The sequence below is a fragment of the Microlunatus phosphovorus NM-1 genome (assembly GCF_000270245.1).
Classification (GTDB): domain Bacteria; phylum Actinomycetota; class Actinomycetes; order Propionibacteriales; family Propionibacteriaceae; genus Microlunatus; species Microlunatus phosphovorus.
Genome location: NC_015635.1, coordinates 4,119,559 through 4,138,726, shown reverse-complemented (window position 1 = coordinate 4,138,726; position 19,168 = coordinate 4,119,559). Strand labels below are relative to the sequence as shown.

Below are 19,168 nucleotides of genomic sequence, written 5' to 3'. Positions count from 1 at the left end.
GTGGTCAAGCCGACTTCGCCAGTGCGATGGCATCGGCGCCTGCGGGGAAGTGGAGCTGACTCGAGGTGTCGCTCGCAGCCTTCAATACGGTTTCAGCGACGTCGGTCTCCTTCGTCACCGCCTCCGGATTCGTGAACCCGGCGAAGACGCTGTGGGCGAACGGCTCGTAGGCTTCCGGAATCAGACCCTGCATCCGCTGCTGGCCGTTGGTGGCGAAGCCGGTCGTCGGGCCGTAGCCGGGCTCGACGAGCTTGACTCGCACATTGAAACCGTCGAGTTCGAGTGCCAGGGATGCTGTGAAGCCTTCGATAGCCGCCTTGCTGGCGGTGTAGGCGGCAACCAGAGGGAACGGGGCCAGGGCCACGTTCGAAGTGACGTTCACGATCGTGCCGGCCCGGCGCCCCCGGAACTGCGGGATGAATGCCTGGCACATCGCCAGCACCCCGAACGTGTTGGTCTCGAAGATGTCCCGCACGGTGGACATCGGCGTGGCCTCGAACGCCCCGAGCAGACCGACGCCGGCGTTGTTCACCAGCACGTCGATGGGTCCGGCGGCGTCCAGGGCGTTGGCGATGCTGTCGGGCCGGGTCACATCCAGCGCCAGAACGCGCAGGTGCTCGTTCGCCGGGAGGAGGTCCTCCCGTGGTGTGCGCATCGTTGCCACGACCTTCCAGCCCTGCGCAAGGAAGTGGCGAGCCGTCTCCAGGCCATAGCCGGAGGAACAGCCGGTGATGAGTACTGTCTTCATGTCTTTCTCTCCTCGGGAAGCGGATTGACTCTCTGGAGAAGACGATATGAGTTCAGATCAGGACTGTCGATAATACAAAGTCCACATTTGTTTAGTGAGAGTCCATTCCCTCCTGATGTGTCCGGCGCTCTGGTCGTGGGCTGTGCCGCCCCCAGGTGGGAGTCCGGCAGCCTCGTCAGCCTCACCTCGGGAGAGCCGAGCCGCTCAGATCGCGGTGAAGATCATCGGTAAGCTGCATGCGCAAACCGCACGTGCGGATTGACAGCGGGCGGATTGACAACGGGCGGATTGAAAGGGGAGGGGAAACGGGCCAGCGATGGCGCCGGGCCCCTGACTGCCGATGATTGACCCACTCTCCGAGGTCGTTCGACTTCTGCAGCCCCAGGCGGCGTTCGCCAACGTGATCAGCGGCAAGGGCAACTGGGCCGTGTGCTACGCAGAATTTGGCCTGCCCAGTTTCTGCATCGTGCTGGACGGAAGCTGCCGGCTGACGGTCGATGGACGCGAACCCATCACCATCGGTGTCGGTGACTTCGTCCTGCTGCCCGCCACACCGGCCTTCACCCTCTCGAGCTTCGTGCCAGCGCCGCCGGTCCTCTTGGACCCCAGGACGGTGGCGAGTGAACGCCGCGAGCATCGCTACGGCGACCCGATCGGCCCTCCTGACATGCGCTTGCTGGGAGGTTCCTTTCTGTTCGATGCCGCCGATCCGGGCCTGCTGGTGTCCTTGCTGCCTTCGTTGGTTCACGTACGGGACTCCGTCCGTCTATCGCAGCTCGTTCAGATGGTGGGCGAAGAGTCTGCTGATCAGAAGCCCGGCAGCGAGTTCGTGATGTCCCGACTGTTGGAGCTGCTGCTGGTGGAAGCCATGCGCTCGGCGTCGGGCGGGACCGCGCCTCCCGGGCTGCTGCGGGGCCTGGGAGATGAGCGGCTCGCACCTGCTCTGAACCAGATGCACGCGCGCGTTGATCACGCCTGGAGCGTCGATCAGCTGGCGAGGGTCGCCGCCCTGTCCCGTTCCGCGTTCTTTCAGCGCTTCACGCGCCTGGTGGGGGTGGCGCCAATGGAGTATCTGCTGGCGTGGCGGATGGAGATCGCAAAGAAGCTGCTTCGCGGTGGCGCACTGTCGGTCTCCGAGGTGGCTGAACGTGTGGGCTACGGCTCGACCAGCGCATTCAGCGTGGCGTTCAGCAGGCATGTCGGGCAACCGCCGAGCCAGTATGCGCGGAGACCTGAGCCGTGAGGCGCAGTCGGCCGTGGCGACGACCAGAGGCTCGGCCATCGGCACCGATCCGGTGCCTCGATCAGCTACGCCAACGCCGATGCGCTGGGCCGGAGGGCAGCCGCGTCAAGAACGTACAATCGCCGACTCGGTCCTGATCGCTAGCGTGACGACATGGACGTGGACGCCGCGACGCAGACGATGATCGACAACCTTCCCGCGAAGACTGGGAAGCCGCTCGATGAGTGGTTCGCGGTGCTCGACGCCGCCGGACTCGACAAGCACGGGCAAGCCGTCGTATTCCTCAAGACTGAGCATGGGATGTCGCACGGTTTCGCCAACCTGGTCGTCACGCTCCATCGTCGGCGCAGTGCCGGGACTTCATCGGATGCCGATCTCGTGGCGGCGCAATACACCGGCGCGAAGGCGGCGCTCCGGCCGATCTGCGACCGGCTTCTCGCCGAAGCCGAGGCGCTTGGTGCCGACGTCGAGGTCGCGCCGAAGAAGACGGGGGTGTCGCTACGGCGCTCCAAGCAGTTCGCCCTCGTCGAGGCGCCGAGCGCGAAGCGTATCCAGCTCGGACTGAACCTGCGGGGCGTCGCCGCCACCGAACGGTTGCGCTCGATGAGCGGCATGTGCACGCACCGCGTCGACCTCACATCGGTGAACGACGTAGATGACGAGGTGCAGGGCTGGCTGCGCGCGGCCTATGACCTTGCCTGAGCGGGGAGGTGCTCCAACGGCACGAAATGTGCCGCCTCCTGACCGTACTCAGACACCAGCCGGTGATACTCCGCGGGCGTCCAGCCGCTGAAGCGCTTGAACGCACGGATCACGTGGGGCTGGTCGTAGTAGCCGGATCCGGCCGCCAGCCCGGCCCAGTCGGGGGCAACTCCAGCCGTGGGCAGGACATCGACGAATCTGTGGAAGCGCAACACCTGGGCGTGGCGCTTCGGCGTCGTGCCGGTGGCCGTACGGAAGCGGGTGATGAGCGTCCGGTGTGAGACGCCGAGCTCGTCTGCGAGCAAGCTCATCGTCAGGTCCGGATCGGCGTCGATCGCCGCCAGCGCCGCAGCTACCAACGGATCGGCATCGCGGATGCGGGCCTTGATCGCCCAGCCGATCATCACGTCGATCGCCTCCGATGGGGTGCTGCACGCTCGGAGCCGATCCACCAGCAGGTCGATCCCGTCGAGCAGGGCTCGGGCATCCTGCACTCTGCCCGCACTGCCCGCACTGCCCGCACTGCCCGCACTGCCCGCACTTGCCGACGCGGCGCTCGGTGTGAGCGCGTGGAGACCACCGGGAGTGAGCTCGAGCCCGACGTGGCGGATCAACTTCGGCGACTCGATCACCAGGTACTCCGACTGCAGACCTGACACGAACGCATCGGAGACGACTACCGATCCTCCGCTGGGGCTGAACAGGCGGTACGGGGTGGAGAGGTTGACGATGACATGGGCGAACGGCAGCGGGAGGATCTTCTCGAAGCGCTGGAGGCGTGGTGCCTCGATGAACCAGGCGCGCGACACGATGCCCGCCAGTCCGGCCGGTGCCCGCCGCTCTTCGTAGGTCAACTCTCGTCCTTCACTGGACAGGCTTGGCACGTCTTGTCTGAGGGTCTCACCAGCCCGCTCGGCGGTCTCGACCTCGCGCGGTCTGAACCGCGGCCAAGCCTCGTGGAGTCAGGTTGCCATCCCCAAGGCACTTCAGAACCACGTGACTCCGCCTCTGTCTGACGGAATTGACATGGTAGAACCAGCACAGACCCCGATCACCCCGGGGAGAGTGAGTTGAGGGATCCGACTGTCGGTTGCAGAGCGCTCGTGTTGCGCGGCGATCGTCAGGAGCCGTGTCGGTCTGCGACTGCTTTTCGTCGGCTCGTGGCTCTACCGCTCCAACCCAGGAGCCAGACCAAGAGGACTACCTCGCCGACGAAGGCGAACTCGCCGATCGCGAGAGGCGTAGCAGGCGCGATCGCGATACTCACCGAATCGGCCAAGTAGCCCAGTCCCGCGGCGAGCACGAGCACGCCGACCCATCTTGGTATCCCGTCGGCGCGTACCCCCGCGATCCCGACCAGAAGGAGGTGACCGGCGAAGACGAAGAGGCCCATTTCCCAGACGGCCTCGAATCGTTCAACGTCGGATGGGCCGGCAAGCGAGCCGGCGGCCGTCGCGAAAACAGCTGCGTAGGCAAGTCGAAGGCCGCTCGCGCAGGCTGCGAGGAGTGCACCCGCTGGGAGGAGCACGGGGTAGAGGCCCACAGCGACGAACACGTCGAGAACGGCGATCAGGAGGACAACGGTGGCGGCGACGCCGACAGCACCGGCCGGCAGGGCGATCATCAGACCCAGAGGTGCGAGCACTGCCATGAGTGCCAACGACACGCCTGCCAGGAGCGATGCGGTGCGGATAGAGACAGTGCTCATCAGTGGTGCGCCGTTTCGGTGAGGGTGAGTGCGGTCTTGCCGACGACACGTCCGGGGACCAGGTCGTTGAGGGACTCGCGTACCTCGGCAAGCGGGCGTACCGCGTGAAGGTGAGGGCGGAGTCCACCCCGCGCTTTGGCGGTGAGAAGGTCCAGGTCTTGCGGCGACGTGCGTACCAGGAGGTTCGCGAACCGCTGCGAATGCCTCGTCATCCGCAGCTGGTAGGCAAACGGGCGCTCGTAGCCGCCGGTCAGGGCGCCGCCTGTCTCGTTCCCGACGAAGACGAGCGTCCCGTAGGGCTGGAGCGACGATCGCATTCGAGCGAGTGGTGTCCCGCCGGCGCAGTCGAGGATGACGTCGTAGGTGTCATCGAGCGCAGCGGACAGGCCCTCTCGATAGTCGAAGGAACGTGTTGCTCCCCACTCGAGGACGTATCGTGCCTTCCGCGCACTGCAGACGGCGGTGACATCCGCTCCCCAACGCGTCGCCAGTTTCACGGCGAAACTCCCCACTCCGCCAGAGGCTCCGAGCACCAGGATCGGTGACCCGGTCATCATGTGCACGACGCCTCGGGAGACCCCAGCGGCGTGCACTCTGACGAGCACGTGATCGGTCGCAGCGACCGGTATCGGCAGTCCGCTCGCGATCTCGAGTGACTCCGGTGTGCCGTACCGGCGGTGTCGCACGGCCGTCATGGTCACGGGTGAGGAGTCCTGATCGGCTCCAACGTATGCGCGCATCGTTCTCTCCTTGGTGTCGTACAACGTGCGATACGATGTACGATACAACGTACGATAGCATTCGGCCATGACAACTCTCAGGGCGCCGCGAAACACGCTGACCCGCGAGCGGGTGTTGGCTGGCGCGCTTGAGCTTGCCGACTCACAGGGCTTGGACGCCTTGACGATCCGGGCTCTCGCCACGCAGCTGGGCGTGCGGCCCATGTCGATCTACCACTACGTGGCGACGAAGGAAGCACTGCTCGATGCCCTTGTGGATGTGGTCTTCTTGGAGTTGTACGTGCCCACGACGACGGGAGAGTGGCGGGAGGAGCTGACCCGACGCGCGCGGTCCGTGCACTCCTCGCTCGGTCGTCATCCCTGGGCGCTCACCGTGATGGAGTCCCGGGCACAGCCTGGCCCAGCCAACCTCGCCGGGCATGAGGCGGTCCTCGACCTGCTGGGGACTGCGGGGTTCTCGGTTGAGGCTGCAGGGCATGCGTACGCAGTCCTGGACGCCTTCATCTACGGTTTCGCCCTGCAAGACGCCATGCTGCGTTCGGTTGGATTGAGCACCTCGGCGGCCGAGGTCAGGGACGGAATGGACCTGAGCCGTCACCCTCGGCTGGCCGCCATGGCTGCGCACTATGCGGAGGCCCAGGAGTATCCGCTGGACACCTCGTTCGACATCGGACTCACGATCGCGCTGGAGGGGATCGCCCGCCTCCGCGACGACGGGGATGGCGCGGCGGACTGATGTGGGCTGACTTGGGCTGACCGACCTCGGTCGGGAAATGTTGCGCTCCTGGTTTGGTCCGGTTAGCTGCGTCGTCCTTGGCTCTATAGGACCAACCCATGCCGCCGCCAGCCTGGTGGTATGACTCCGGAGTTCTGGGTGGCGTCGGTCGTGGTGACGGCCACGCCGGGCACGGGCGCGTTGTTCACGATCGCGGCGGGCCTGGCTCGTGGAACCTGGGCGGGTCTCATCGCCGCGGTCGGGTGCACGTTCGGAATCGTGCCGCATCTGGCGCTGGCCCTGACCGGGGCGGCGGCGCTCTTGGCTGCGAGTCCGTTGGCGTTCGCGACGATCAAGTGGCTTGGAGTCGCGTACCTGGTCTACCTGGCGTGGGGGATGTGGCGGCAGACCGGCGTACTCGCTCCCGAGGCAGACCAGGCGGCGCCAGGTGGTTCGCCCTCGGTCGGAAGGGTGATCGGCAGTGCGGTGCTGGTGAACCTGCTGAATCCGAAGCTCACGATCTTCTTCTTCGTGTTCTTGCCGATGTTCGTCAACCCGGCCGCGGACGGGGCGGTGCTACGCATGGCCGGGCTCGGGCTGGTGTTCATGGCGATCACGCTGGTGGTCTTCGCCGGCTACGGTGTGTGCGCGAGTTGGCTGCGGCGGCATGTGATTGGCAAGCCAGCTGTGATGCGATGGCTAGGACGTGTCTTCGCCGTGACCTTCGTGCTGCTCGCCGCGATGCTCGCGTTCACCCACCAGTGAGCACGGACCGAATCACGACGGCGAGAGACCGGCTAGGGTGCCGAGGGTCTTGATGGCCGCGTCGAGCCGGGGTGCGGGATGCGGGCCGTACCCGATGACCAGACCTGGCCGACCAGGGGTGAAGCGGTGGGCGGACAGCGGCTGTACGGCGATGCCTTCCGTCTCCGCCCGTGCCGCGAGTGCGGTGTCGTGCAGATGATCGGGGAGGAAGACGACGAGGTGGAGCCCTGCGGCGATGCCCTCGATCTGGCAGCCCGGCAGGTAGTGGTTGATCGCGGCGACGGCGGCGTCTCGTCGATCGCGATGTCGTAGTCGCAGGCCGCGGAGGTGTCGTTCCAGCGTTCCGGTGGCGATGAGTTCGGCGAGGGTGAGCTGTGGCAGGGCCGGCGATCCCAGATCGGTCGCCCAGCGTTTGCGAACGAGGTCTCGGTGCAGGGTGGTGGGTGCGATCATCCAGCCGAGCCGGAGTGCGGGTGCGAGCACTTTGGAAAGACTGGAGATGTGGGCGATCTGCTCCGGCGCGGTTGCGTGCATGGCTCGGACGGGTGCCCGGTCGTAGCGGTACTCGGAGTCGTAGTCGTCCTCGATCACCAGCCCGCCGGTGTGTTCGGCCCAGGCGATCAGTTCTCTGCGGCGTTCCGGGAGAAGAGCGACGCCGGTCGGGAACTGGTGGGTCGGGGTGACCAGCGCTGCCCGTGCCTTCGTGCGGGCGAGGGCCGATACATCGAGTCCGTGGGCGTCTACCGGCACCGGGTGCAGAGCGTCGAGCCAGTAGTCGAGGATGCGCCGGTTGCCTTCGGCGCCGGGATCCTCGACCGCGCAGTCGGTGATTCCCCGGTCGCGGAGCACCTGGCACAGCAGGCTGAGCGCGCCGGTCACCCCGGCGGTGACGATGATCCGCTCCGGTCCTGCGGTGATGCCGCGGCTCCGTGCCAGCCACCCTGCCAAGGCCTCGCGGAGTTCTGGTGTGCCTTGGGGATCGGCATAGCCGAGTTCTCGGCCGGTCGCGGTGGCGAGGATCCGGCGCTCGGCCTGCAACCAGGCGGCTCGTGGGAACGCGCTCAGGTCAGGTGCGCCGATCGAGATGTTCAGTAGCTCCCTCGACACAGGCACGGTCGGTTCTGGCGTGGCGGCCCGTACGGGAGCGGACATGAGCGAAGCGACGACGGTCCCGCCGCCGCGGTTGGTGACCAGCAGGCCTTCCTCCGAGAGCCTGCGGTACGCCTCCACCACGGTCCCGCGAGAGACCGACAGCTCTCCGGCCAGCTCCCGGCTCGCCGGCAGCCGCGCACCGGGCGCGAGCGTGCCGTCCGCGATCGCGGCACGAAGCCGCCCGGCAAGCCACACCGTCCGACCCCGGACTGGTGCCGCGGCCGGGTCGAGGGCCAAGAAGTCTGATCCGTTCATTTGGTACATTATTTCAGGTACCATCTGACGTTGTGATTAGTCCATAGAGGTGGTGCTGCTCGTCACGACCGTCACGACTAGATGAAGCCGCGTAGCTCGGCCAGATGCAGGTTGATGGGTTGGCTATCTGCAGGTTTGGGACGCTCATTGAGCGATGTCCAGGCCCCCGGTGATCAGCACGAGCCCGGAGTGGATGGGGACTGAGCGATGAGTCGCACAGGGCTTCGAAATCGGGCGGGTTGATCCGTGCGCGCATATCGGAGAGGCGTTGGTCGATGCGGTTGAGCTGGTTCCACTCGAAGCCTTGGAAGGCTGCGACGTGTGCCCATCGCAGGTCGGTGAGACTCGGCGTCGAGGGAGGCGCGTCCGTACCCGCCGCTGTGACTCACGTGTGCCGAGGGCCGCGGAGTGGCCAACGAAGGGTCTGAGACGAGAAACCCGGCCCCAGGGACCGGGTGGTGTGGCTCAAGCGTAGCGGCCGGCCCTGGCTACTCCTTGTGGCTTGATGATGCGGCCCGAGGGCCGACGGGAGCTGATGTGCGTACCAGTTGGCGCGCTGCATCTGACACCGTCAATCAATGGTTGCAGACGCTGTCCGTGTGATCGTCGGCCAGCTTGCCCGCGCGAGTCCTTAGTGGGGTTGAGGAGGCCGATCGGCACTCGACCTCACGCGAAAGCGATTGGGTAGGCCAGGTCGCTATCGTCGGAGATCACCGCAGCTGGGTCTACTGCGTCGGTGAGTAAGTCGATGAGCAGGTGGGACGCGACGTTGACGTCGGAGCCCTTCTCTTCTCGGCGAGCAACCGAGGCCATGAACCGAGCGCCGGGAACGTCTTGCTTGGCTCCGTCTTGCACCATCAGCGGCCAGTGGGGAAGGCTGGTGACCGGCTTGCCATTGCGACCGGTGATCGCGAGCGGTGCCACGGCAACTCGGGCGGCATAGTTTCCATAGCTGTTCGAGTGACCGAGCTCGATCGTTCCAGCGCGCGAAGATAGACGTACTGTTCGCGTTGGCCGGCGGGTTGCTGGCTCCCCTCACTCGTGCGTGCATTGGGTGACTGTCTCGATGATCGCGCCGTGCCAGAGGGAGTGGGTGGCAATCAGGTAGGAGGCAAGGGCCTTTAGGTCGAGCCAACGCCATCCCTGGGTCGAGCGGCCACACAAACCGCGCACGCCGCAGTACAGGTTGTACCCGTCGATGTAGACGCCGACTCGCGTGACTCTGGATCCTCTCCACCGAACCGCCGGTGAGTGCCGGCAGGAGTGTTGCTCCTGTGGCTACCGTGCGACCAATGAGAACCACTCGCATCGCTCGACTGGCCGGAGTGGTGCCGGCGATGGCGGCGGCTTCCGCGAAGTCCAGGAGATATGATGTGCACTCGTTGCTTGTCAGGCAGGAACGCCCCCTCAGTGACCTCTCGCGCAGAACCGAACGGCAGTGTGCAACTGCCTCAGACTGCGCAGGCAGCGGATCATGACCCCTCGGCTCAGGGTCGAAGAACTGATCTCGCGCTTGCGGGCTCCAGTGGTGTCGCGCCCTACTCTCTGAGCTCTCAGGTCTCAAGGAAGGTTGCCTTGCCATTCTCTGACCACGTTGTCGATGTGCTCGGGAAGCGCCGCGAGCTTCTGGGCATCACTCCAGATGTCAATGAACTTCGGGTCGTCACTCTTCGGCGGGTTCTGAACGTCACGGACGCGAACTGCAACCGGCACGCCCGTACTGACACCGGTGACAAGAGCGTGTTGCTGCGCGAGGCTCGGCAGTTGGTCGAGCAACGCTCGGGAGCTAAGAGCAGTCGCGTGACGGAGTAACCTCTGGTCGGCCTCATGGGTGAGTCGATGTGCGATGACTGTGCCGCATTGGGCCACGACGGTCTCGCTGAGTTCGCTTGGGCGCTGACTCGCGAGTAGCAGAGAGAGTCCGAACTTGCGCCCCTCCTTCGCGATTCGTTCAAAGATAGCAGCCGAGCGACTTGCTCCACCGATGGAATCAAGTCGCGACGGTATGAAGCGGTGTGCTTCTTCGAGCACCAACATGACCGGGTGTGCGGCACGCGGTTGGCTCCGAACTGCGAAGTCGAAGAGGATGCGGCCCAGTAGGGCGGTCACGTTCTCCAGGACGTCATTGGCGACGAGACTGAGGTCATAGATCGTCACCGACGGACCGTCGCCGTATGCGGCGCCCTGAGCCTGATAGTGGGATGCGGCGGGCCAGCCAGAAGTCGAGTTGCCCCCCGTGGGGTCGACACCCATGAGTGCTTTCAGGTAGCTTCCGAGCGGGTCTTCGTGCTTTTCGACGCGTGTTATGAAGTCGTAGCGCCCATCAGCGAGTAGCCGGCTCAGGCGCATCTGTAGTGTCGCGACGTAGCCCGCGATCTTGCTGTCATTCGCCTGCTCCATCTGGATTCGGTTTGGGAGGAAGAAGTCGCACAGTTCCTGAAGTGAGTAGTACACAGGGGCGTCGAAGTCAGGCGCTGCTTGAGCGCTACCCATGCCGAGCGCGCCAAAAGCAGCCGAGATCTCCTTTCGAATGGCGACAAACATCCTCGCAAGGATGTCGCGTTGAGGCGCCGTGAGCGGCTTCCACTGGGCATTCGGCACGGACGCCTGAGGGGTTCCAGAATCGAGAATCACCTTTATCTGCGACCACTGTGCAACACACGCACCGGCTTGGCCAACTTGGCTGTTGACCAGGGTGGTCATTCCGTCGAGTTGGGCGAACGTCGTGTCTGAACCACTCTTGGTGTTACTGAAGGCGCCTTCAATGATTCCCATGGAACTGAGCAAGTTCTGCAGACGGAGCAGTTCCAAATTCGTAGAGGCCCCAGCTACCCTCGCATCAGCTATAGACCGCTGAAGCACGGGAGCTTGAACGCCTTCGCTGGCCTTGAGGAGGCTCATGTGCTCCTCGTTGTTCATGAACCAGTGCGGTAGGAAGAGCCCGGAGTTCGTTCCCGGCTTCGGGCCGAGCACTAACGGCCGGGTCTTCTTTCCACGTTGGGTAGAAGTCGCGAAGGACTGTGCGTATTCTCCGTTGATATCGAAGATGACGATGTGCCCGTTGGGTATTCCGTGATCCAGTAAACCATCAACGATGGCGGCGACAGTGCAAGACTTGCCTGACCCCGTGGAGCCGACAACAGCACAGTGATGACCGAGAAGCAGGTTGGCGTCAAGGTGAACAGCCTGCTCACTGGCTACCGCAGACGTGCCAATGCGAAGTGAGGGGCCGTCCTTGGGGAGAAAGATGCTCTTCACTTCGCTAGGTGTGGCCGCCTGTACTGGCGCGTGAAGCGGAGGGTACCCCAATGTCGCTTCTTTAGAGTTACATGGGTGTAGTCTCTGTTTGTGGCTGGTGTGACGCGTGAGGTGAGGTCGGCGGAGGAGCGGTTGCCTGATCGGGTCTCGATCGGGGTGCTGGCACGGTCTGAGGTTCCCCCTGTTCCACGGACACTCGGGGTTGAGGGTCAGCCCGGACGGTCTGACCCTGTGGAACGGGTTTCAAACTCTATCGGCGACAGCATTCCAATACTCGAATGCCGACGTCTCCGATTATACCATGATTCTATCCATCGAAACATCGCGTTGGCAAGCTCGTCCCGGGTGAACCATACCTGCGAATCGAGCAGCTCGAGTTGCATTCTCTCCCAGAAGGACTCCATCATCGCATTGTCGTAGCAGTCGCCCACACTGCCCATCGACGGCACCAGCCCGGCATCATAGACTTTCTGACTGAATGCCCACGATGTGAATTGCGACCCGTGATCGGAATGCATGATCGTGTTATTGTCGACGTCCATCGGGTTGCGCCGCAGCACCGCCATCCCGAGCGCGTCGACCACGAGCTCCTTCCGCATGTTGTCGTCGATGGACCAGCCCAGGACCCGGCGGGACCAGGCGTCCATGACCGCGGCGCAGTACACCTTGCCCTCCACCGTCGGGTGCTCGGTGATGTCGGTCAGCCACAACCGGTTCGGACCGTCCACCGTGAACCGGCGGTTGACGAGGTCCTTGGCGGGGATGGCGTGCGGGTCCCGGATCGTGGTCCACGACCGACGCCGCCGGTACAGGCCCTGGATGCCGGCCTGGCGCATCAGCCGGGCGACCCGCTTCTGGTTCACCTGCAGGTCGTGCCCCAAGACCAGCTCGGCGTGCACCCGCGGCGCCCCGTACGTCTTCATGTCCTCATCGGCATGGATCTCCTCGATCAGCTTCAACAGCAGCGTGTTCTCCTGTTCCCGTGCCGATGCAGGCCGGCCGCGCCAGTCGTAGTATCCCGACCGCGACACATTCAGCACCCGGCAAGCCACCGCGACATCAATCCCGTCATCGGCCATTTCATGGACCAGCCCGTACACTATTTTGGGAGAACATTCTCCTGGGCAAAATAGGCGGCCGCCCTTTTCAAGATCTCGACTTCCATCTCCAGGCGCCGTTTATCCCGGCGCAGCTCGACCAGCTCCTTCTTCTCCCGACTGGTCAACGCCGTCTCGCTACCACCGGCAGCGTCGGTCTCGGACTGCTCCATCCAGCGACGCAGACACGATTCGGAAATTCCCAGATCTTTCGCCAACTCAGCAACTGGCTTGGACCGCTCACGAGCAAGCTCGACCGCACGACGGCGGAACTCAGGCGGGTGAGGAGCAGGCACAACGACATCTGAGGTTCCCCCTGTTCCACGGACACTCGGGGTTGAGGGTCAGCCCGGACGGTCTGACCCTGTGGAACGGGTTTCAAACTCTATCGGCGACAGCATTCCAATACTCGAATGCCGACGTCTCCGATTATACCATGATTCTATCCATCGAAACATCGCGTTGGCAAGCTCGTCCCGGGTGAACCATACCTGCGAATCGAGCAGCTCGAGTTGCATTCTCTCCCAGAAGGACTCCATCATCGCATTGTCGTAGCAGTCGCCCACACTGCCCATCGACGGCACCAGCCCGGCATCATAGACTTTCTGACTGAATGCCCACGATGTGAATTGCGACCCGTGATCGGAATGCATGATCGTGTTATTGTCGACGTCCATCGGGTTGCGCCGCAGCACCGCCATCCCGAGCGCGTCGACCACGAGCTCCTTCCGCATGTTGTCGTCGATGGACCAGCCCAGGACCCGGCGGGACCAGGCGTCCATGACCGCGGCGCAGTACACCTTGCCCTCCACCGTCGGGTGCTCGGTGATGTCGGTCAGCCACAACCGGTTCGGACCGTCCACCGTGAACCGGCGGTTGACGAGGTCCTTGGCGGGGATGGCGTGCGGGTCCCGGATCGTGGTCCACGACCGACGCCGCCGGTACAGGCCCTGGATGCCGGCCTGGCGCATCAGCCGGGCGACCCGCTTCTGGTTCACCTGCAGGTCGTGCCCCAAGACCAGCTCGGCGTGCACCCGCGGCGCCCCGTACGTCTTCATGTCCTCATCGGCATGGATCTCCTCGATCAGCTTCAACAGCAGCGTGTTCTCCTGTTCCCGTGCCGATGCAGGCCGGCCGCGCCAGTCGTAGTATCCCGACCGCGACACATTCAGCACCCGGCAAGCCACCGCGACATCAATCCCGTCATCGGCCATTTCATGGACCAGCCCGTACACTATTTTGGGAGAACATTCTCCTGGGCAAAATAGGCGGCCGCCCTTTTCAAGATCTCGACTTCCATCTCCAGGCGCCGTTTATCCCGGCGCAGCTCGACCAGCTCCTTCTTCTCCCGACTGGTCAACGCCGTCTCGCTACCACCGGCAGCGTCGGTCTCGGACTGCTCCATCCAGCGACGCAGACACGATTCGGAAATTCCCAGATCTTTCGCCAACTCAGCAACTGGCTTGGACCGCTCACGAGCAAGCTCGACCGCACGACGGCGGAACTCAGGCGGGTGAGGAGCAGGCACAACGACATCCTCCCTGGTGACCAGTGGCCACCTCAGGTCAGGTGTCCGTCAAACGGGGGGAAGTCCAGTCGTTCCCGGCGGCGGTGCTGGATGAGGTGATCGAGGCGGCAGGGGTGCGGGAGGTCCGGTATCGGCGGCTGCCGGCTCGGTTGATGATGGTATTCACGCTGGCGTGCTGGCTGTTCATGCGGTCGGGGTACGGGTTGGTGCTGTCGAGGCTGGCCGATGCGCAGGCGTTGACGGGTGGCGGCTGGGGAGACTGGCAGGCTCCGGGAACGGGATCGATCACGAAGGCGAAGGCGAAGCTGGGCGCGGAGCCGTTCAAGCTGTTGTTTGCGCGGACGACGGTGCCGGCGGGGACGCCTGTGACGCCCGGGGTCTTTCATGCCGGGCTGCGGGTGGTGACGGTCGACGGGTTCACCCTGGATGTGCCGGACACGGCGGCGAACGAGGGGTTCTTCGGCCGTGGTGGCAACGGCAGCAGGTCGCAGAATCCGTATCCGCAGCTGCGGGCGCTGGTGCTGGCCGAGTCCGGAACCCGGGTGCTGCTGGCCGCCGCCCATGGGCCGTCCAGCACCGGCGAGCAGACCCTGGCCGTCGATCTGCTGCCCGCGCTCGACAGCGGGATGCTGGTGCTGGCCGACCGGAACTTCGCCTCCTGGAAGCTGTGGCAGGCGGCCGCCGGGACCGGCGCGCAGCTGTGCTGGCGGATGTCGGCATCGTTCACTCTGCCAGTGCGGCAGGTGCTGGACGACGGCACCTACCTGTCCCAGCTGAACCCGCCCTCCAAGAAGGACGGCGACCCGATCCCGGTCCGGGTGGTCGAGTACTCGGTGACCACCACCGACACCCACGGGGTCGAGACCTCCGAACTGTTCGCGCTGGCCACCACCCTGCTCGACGCGCAGGCGTACCCGGCGATCGAGCTGGCCCAGCTCTACCACGCCCGCTGGCAGGCCGAGACCGGTATCGCCGACCTGAAGACCACCATCCGCGGCGGCCCCGAAGTGCTGCTCCGCTCCAAGACCCCCATCATGGTCGAGCAAGAATTCTGGGCCATGCTGTGCGTCTACCAGGCGATCCGCGACCTGATCGGCTACGCCACACCCGCCGGGCTCGACCCCGGCCGGATCAGCTTCAAACGCGCCTTCCAAGCCGCCCAGGACTCCACGACCCGGGCGGCTCTCTCCCCCCAGCCGACCTGACCCGCGCCCTGGCCCACCTCGCCACGCAACTGACCAAACCCGCCAACCTGATCCCCACCCGCGACGGCCGCACCGCACCCCGCGCCCGTAAACGCGGCGGCTCCCACCGCTACGAACGCCGCAAGAGCAACGCCGCACCAGTCCGCACCGTCACCCACACCATCGTCCTCCACCCCCTCAAACCACCCCAACCCTAAAAGAAGCGACATTGGAGGGTACCCAGTCAGTCCGGGCTTGAAGCAGTCATTCTCGAACCGGCCTACCACCGTCGCTTCGAGTTCATAGGCTGCCGTGTCGTCCTGGCTGAGGAGAGGGCCTTTCCCCTTCTGGTCCTCCCGCCCGCTGATGTAGACGCCGCTGACGATGCCAACAACGCGATGCGCGCCAGCGGGCACGGTGATGTAGGAGTTAACAACCCCGACGGTTTGGAGGCCGTCGGGTCCGACCTTCGTGAACCCCTTCGATCCAACGTCCAGTGCGACTCTAATCGTTGTGCTGCGGACATCGATTACACGTCCAATGATGCCGACCTCAGTCATTGAGCGCCACTTCCCGGAGCGGGCAGGCTGCCGCCGCGTGCAGCTTGCTCAAGCGCCTCAATCAGTGCTGTAACGGCCGTCGGTGTATCGCCCAACTGGGATGATCCGGGTAGAAGGCGGGCAAGCTCGGTAAATTTGCCGTGCTCGCCAGTGAGTACGGAGATGCGGGAATCGGTTGTGGTCGCAAGTGCGGCGATTGCGGTCTTCTTCGGCGTCACATCGAGGTCACTGAGCTGCTGCTGCAGAGAGTCTGACGTTAAGGACGTGATATCTGCGTCTTCGAGCACCGCGAACGGATCGGCGACGAGGACGTTAAGCGCTGAGTTCGTGGCAAGGCTGCGGAGAAGAAGACGGTTAATGTGCGGATCGGCGAATCCGTAGCCTACGACGATTACGGCCGTGTCCTCCTGCTGTACAGCATCGCCTAGCAGCCGAAGGAGGTCTGAATACGGGTACGCGAGGGTGTCGCCCTCCTTCGCCGACGTCGGGTAGATCAACACCAGTTGGTCGTCTTCAAGGAAAGCAGTGGTGTGCTTGACCTCTAGCGACTCAAGTCCAGTCAGCCGGTCCTTGTCGCTAGACGATCGCCAGTTGAGACTTCCGTGGACCTTGTGTAGATAGAGGGCACCCTCTGCGCGTGCCAGCACCGACTGCGTCGTCGTTTCGACCCGGTGAAAGTCAAGGCCGTAGAACGCGAGGTTCAGGCGGCGATCGACCGTGCCGCTGAAGCCGTCGATGTACGGATACCCGAGTTGGTCGAGAGCGCTTTCAATAACCAGGTCGTAGTTCGTGGTGAAGACTTGCGGCCGTGGCAGGTTGACTCGGCGGCTACGGATTATTCGAGAGAGGAACGTTCGGTGTGCAAGTAGTGGGTCGGCGTCGAACGGTGGGTCCAGCTGCTTGCCGGTCTTCGGCAGTCGGCATGCCTCGGCGAGTGCGCGGTTGATCTGTTGCCGGAGGCCGTCGACCAGATTCTTCGGATAGGACTTGGCATCGACCCCCGAACCAAGCGTCACCGAGTCTTGGCCGGATTGAGTGGCAAGCGATGAGGCAAGCTGAAGCCCATTCAGGAGCTTTTCCAGATCACCGCTGTCGGTGGGATTGATGGTTGCGAGCAACGCCTGATGTTCCTCGGTTGGTTCACCACCAGCCTCCTTGATGAGACCAAGTACCTGCTCATTGGTAAGGTCGCGCGTCTTCGGCGACCCCAGGTGGAACGAAGCACCTGAACCAAGAAGGACGACGAGATTCTTGACCTGCAACAGCGACCCCAGATGCTCCCGAAGGACATTTGGCTCGGATGTCGTGATGATCTCCTTGACCACACCGCCTACAACAAGCAGCCCCTTGGGCCCGCTCTCCAACTCCGTTTCAGTGCTTGAAGTCGTCATCAGGCCCCTTGCATTCGTTGATATAGGTGATGCCAAACGCGAAGACCTGGCGGAACTCCTGGCGGCGAGAGCCGAGGTCGAATTGGTTGCCCGAGCCCTTCTGGAAGATGTCAAGGCCGCGGCCGAGGAGGAGCTTCCAGCCATGGTCGGTGCGGATCGAACGATCGTGGATGGTTTGATCCCAGGCGACCGTGAACTGAATGCCGACGGTGGCTGCGCTGTCCTGGATGTCCTTGAGCATGAGGAGGTGTTGCTGTTCGTACTCACCCCTGACCTCCTTGGTCACCAGCGTCACGGCGATCTCGTCGGCGGGGTCTTTGCTGGCGGCCAGCAGCGCGAGCAGATCGACGAGGTTGCGCCCCTGGTGCGCTAGGCGGATGTAGGGGTCGACGATGCTGATCTCGCTGGCGCCGAGCAAGTACGGCATGAGCAACGTTTCGTACGAGATCCCGCGTTGGTTCTCCTGGAACTCGCGGTGGCCCTCGAATAGCTGGGGCACGACTTCAACCGGTGGCAGGAGCGGAGCCTCACCCTTCTCCTCCGAGGACTCAGCAGGGCCGAACGGATCGGGGTCTTCCTCGGTCTGGGCTCGCCGGGCTTGGTAGTAGTCGGGGTACTCGTCCTCTTCGAGTGTCGTGACGCCGCGCCAGGTGCCCGTTTTGTCGGAGTAGCCGAAGTTGACGGCGGCCATGGTGGTGTCGATTCGCAGGATCTGGTCCTTGACGCGCTTGCGTCCCTCGACGGCGAAGCGGAGCAGTTCCTCGATCTCATCCGGCGTCGCCTGACCGTTGGGATAGATGAGCTTCATCAGGCCAGAGAAGGTCTTGTGGATACCGTCGCGATCTCGCGTGGAGATGTCCGAGCCGAGGGTGAAGTGCTGCTGGTAGCGGTCGGAGTAGTCGGTGTGGCGCATCGCCCGTAGGACCTCGGCGATGTAATCGACGACGAAGCCGTAACCGGAGGAGAACATCTCGCTGCGGATCGTGTCGACTTCCCAGCCGGGGATGTAGAAGTGGAGCCGGTCGAGGTAGGCGGAGTCGTGATACGCCTCGGGTAGCTCGTCGAACAGGTCGGAGTGCTTGAGCATGTAGGGCACGTTGTGCGAGGTGTTGCCCACGAACACCATTGAGGCTTCGGCGCCGAGCGTCTCGACGCCACGGGAGAACGACTTGTTCGCCATGTAGTTCTTCATGATGTCGACCAGCGCCTTGTCGGTGCGCTTCTTCTTGCCGGCGAACTCGTCGAACGCGACGACATCCCAGTAGCCGACCAGCCCGATGCGGCCGTTGGCATTGTTGACGAAAAGCTTCGGGACGGTGACCTCGCCGCCGGAGATCAGCATGCCGTGGGGTGAAAACTCGGAGTAGATGTGCGACTTGCCGGTGCCCTTCGGCCCTAGCTCGACGAGGTTGTAGTTGCGTTCCACAAAAGGGATGAGCCGAACCAGCTGCAGCAGCTTGGCCCGCCGCCCAAACATCTCGGGGTTGAACCCGATGGACTGAATCAGCAGGTCGATCCACTCTTCGGTGTTGAAGCCCTCACGCGACGCGAGATAGCCCTCGTAGTCGAAGCTCGACATCTGGATCGGCTTCAGCGACCCGAGAATCCACGGCACGACTCGGGCATCGTCGGTGTGGAAGTATTCGATGTCGCAGATGCACCACACGCCGCCGACGAGCAGTTTCGGGTTGGCCTTCACTGTCGCCGGTTCGACGATCACGCCGTTGAGGCCGAGGTTGGCGAACGAAGCCTGGTAGACATCCTGCTTGTCGTTCAGGGTCACGGTGACCTTGTCGATGATCCGGTGACGGCCCTTCTCGCGGATGGTGGACTTCACCAGTTCCGACTCGTTGCGGTGCACGTAGTGGTCAGCCAGGATCCTGCGCACTGCATCGATGCCCGCCTGGATCGTCGCTTCGTCGTCCGAGGCCGCGTACTGCGCGAGCAAATACTCCAGCACGTACGAGGGGACGATCGCGTTGCCCTTGACGGCCTTCACGAGGTCCTTGCGAACGACGGACCCGCCGAACAGCAGGTTGATCATGTAGTCGAGGTCGCTCTGCTGCGGTGCGCTCGGCTCGGCTTCCGGATTCTGCGCGCCCGGGCTCCCGGTGTCGGTCAT

At 64.0% G+C, this 19,168-nt stretch carries 18 protein-coding genes; 5 read left to right on the top strand and 13 right to left on the bottom strand.

Annotated elements, in window-relative coordinates; genetic code table 11:
* Positions 1–4 precede the first annotated feature (4 nt).
* Positions 5–748: an SDR family oxidoreductase gene (locus MLP_RS18520; protein WP_013864688.1), complete on the bottom strand. Its 744-nt coding sequence runs from the start codon at positions 746–748 to the stop codon at positions 5–7.
* A gap of 340 nt (positions 749–1,088) precedes the next feature.
* On the opposite strand from MLP_RS18520, the gene MLP_RS18515 reads away from it, so the two are divergent.
* Together MLP_RS18515 and MLP_RS18510 are read left to right on the top strand one after the other, a co-directional pair.
* A complete protein-coding gene (locus tag MLP_RS18515; protein ID WP_013864687.1) occupies positions 1,089–1,991 on the top strand; it encodes an AraC family transcriptional regulator in 903 nt (300 codons plus the stop codon).
* Positions 1,992–2,144: 153 nt separating this feature from the next.
* A complete protein-coding gene (locus tag MLP_RS18510; RefSeq protein WP_013864686.1) occupies positions 2,145–2,693 on the top strand; it encodes a DUF4287 domain-containing protein in 549 nt (182 codons plus the stop codon).
* Here MLP_RS18510 and MLP_RS18505 read toward each other — a convergent pair.
* The 3 genes from MLP_RS18505 to MLP_RS18495 all read right to left on the bottom strand — a co-directional run bounded on the left by MLP_RS18505 (position 2,678) and on the right by MLP_RS18495 (position 5,141).
* The gene (locus MLP_RS18505; RefSeq protein WP_041790258.1) at positions 2,678–3,547 is read right to left on the bottom strand and encodes an AraC family transcriptional regulator; all 870 of its coding nucleotides are present in this window, start codon (positions 3,545–3,547) and stop codon (positions 2,678–2,680) included. The genes MLP_RS18510 and MLP_RS18505 overlap by 16 nt on opposite strands.
* 266 nt (positions 3,548–3,813) lie before the next feature.
* The gene (locus MLP_RS18500) at positions 3,814–4,401 is read right to left on the bottom strand and encodes a DUF4386 family protein (RefSeq protein ID WP_013864684.1); all 588 of its coding nucleotides are present in this window, start codon (positions 4,399–4,401) and stop codon (positions 3,814–3,816) included.
* On the bottom strand, positions 4,401–5,141 hold the full coding sequence (locus tag MLP_RS18495; RefSeq protein WP_172641597.1) for a zinc-binding dehydrogenase: 741 nt from the start codon (positions 5,139–5,141) through the stop codon (positions 4,401–4,403). The genes MLP_RS18500 and MLP_RS18495 overlap by 1 nt, the downstream gene beginning before the upstream one ends.
* A 67-nt stretch (positions 5,142–5,208) precedes the next feature.
* On the opposite strand from MLP_RS18495, the gene MLP_RS18490 reads away from it, so the two are divergent.
* Together MLP_RS18490 and MLP_RS18485 are read left to right on the top strand one after the other, a co-directional pair.
* Positions 5,209–5,877, top strand: a complete 669-nt coding sequence (locus MLP_RS18490; protein ID WP_013864682.1) for a TetR/AcrR family transcriptional regulator — start codon at positions 5,209–5,211, stop codon at positions 5,875–5,877.
* A 120-nt stretch (positions 5,878–5,997) separates the two neighbouring features.
* On the top strand, positions 5,998–6,621 hold the full coding sequence (locus MLP_RS18485) for a LysE family translocator (RefSeq protein WP_013864681.1): 624 nt from the start codon (positions 5,998–6,000) through the stop codon (positions 6,619–6,621).
* A gap of 12 nt (positions 6,622–6,633) precedes the next feature.
* Here the strand turns inward: MLP_RS18485 and pdxR are convergent, their stop codons facing one another.
* The 7 genes from pdxR to MLP_RS18450 form a co-directional block, all read right to left on the bottom strand.
* Complete coding sequence (gene pdxR / locus MLP_RS18480) at positions 6,634–8,028, bottom strand: MocR-like pyridoxine biosynthesis transcription factor PdxR (RefSeq protein ID WP_013864680.1); 1,395 nt, start codon at positions 8,026–8,028, stop codon at positions 6,634–6,636.
* 666 nt (positions 8,029–8,694) lie between these two features.
* Positions 8,695–8,952 carry a PIN domain-containing protein gene (locus MLP_RS28105; protein ID WP_013864679.1) on the bottom strand — a complete coding sequence of 86 codons (258 nt, stop codon included), beginning with the start codon at positions 8,950–8,952 and terminating at the stop codon, positions 8,695–8,697.
* A 636-nt stretch (positions 8,953–9,588) separates the two neighbouring features.
* Complete coding sequence (locus tag MLP_RS26625) at positions 9,589–11,286, bottom strand: ATP-binding protein (protein WP_172641596.1); 1,698 nt, start codon at positions 11,284–11,286, stop codon at positions 9,589–9,591.
* Between the two features lie 209 nt (positions 11,287–11,495).
* Entirely contained in the window at positions 11,496–12,365 is an 870-nt protein-coding gene (locus MLP_RS18465) for an IS3 family transposase (protein WP_041790759.1), read from the bottom strand.
* A gap of 20 nt (positions 12,366–12,385) precedes the next feature.
* Positions 12,386–12,679, bottom strand: coding sequence for a transposase (locus MLP_RS18460; RefSeq protein ID WP_013861031.1), 294 nt, complete (start codon positions 12,677–12,679; stop codon positions 12,386–12,388).
* Between the two features lie 48 nt (positions 12,680–12,727).
* Complete coding sequence (locus MLP_RS18455; RefSeq protein WP_041790759.1) at positions 12,728–13,597, bottom strand: IS3 family transposase; 870 nt, start codon at positions 13,595–13,597, stop codon at positions 12,728–12,730.
* A gap of 20 nt (positions 13,598–13,617) precedes the next feature.
* On the bottom strand, positions 13,618–13,911 hold the full coding sequence (locus tag MLP_RS18450; RefSeq protein ID WP_013861031.1) for a transposase: 294 nt from the start codon (positions 13,909–13,911) through the stop codon (positions 13,618–13,620).
* A 23-nt stretch (positions 13,912–13,934) separates the two neighbouring features.
* Here MLP_RS18450 and MLP_RS18445 point away from each other — a divergent pair, with 23 nt between their 5' ends.
* On the top strand, positions 13,935–15,116 hold the full coding sequence (locus MLP_RS18445; RefSeq protein ID WP_013864677.1) for an IS4 family transposase: 1,182 nt from the start codon (positions 13,935–13,937) through the stop codon (positions 15,114–15,116).
* Between the two features lie 535 nt (positions 15,117–15,651).
* Here MLP_RS18445 and MLP_RS18435 read toward each other — a convergent pair.
* Together MLP_RS18435 and brxL are read right to left on the bottom strand one after the other, a co-directional pair.
* On the bottom strand, positions 15,652–17,046 hold the full coding sequence (locus tag MLP_RS18435; RefSeq protein WP_083843875.1) for an SIR2 family protein: 1,395 nt from the start codon (positions 17,044–17,046) through the stop codon (positions 15,652–15,654).
* A complete protein-coding gene (gene brxL, locus MLP_RS18430; RefSeq protein ID WP_013864675.1) occupies positions 17,027–19,168 on the bottom strand; it encodes a BREX system Lon protease-like protein BrxL in 2,142 nt (713 codons plus the stop codon). Before brxL ends, MLP_RS18435 begins: the two co-directional genes overlap by 20 nt.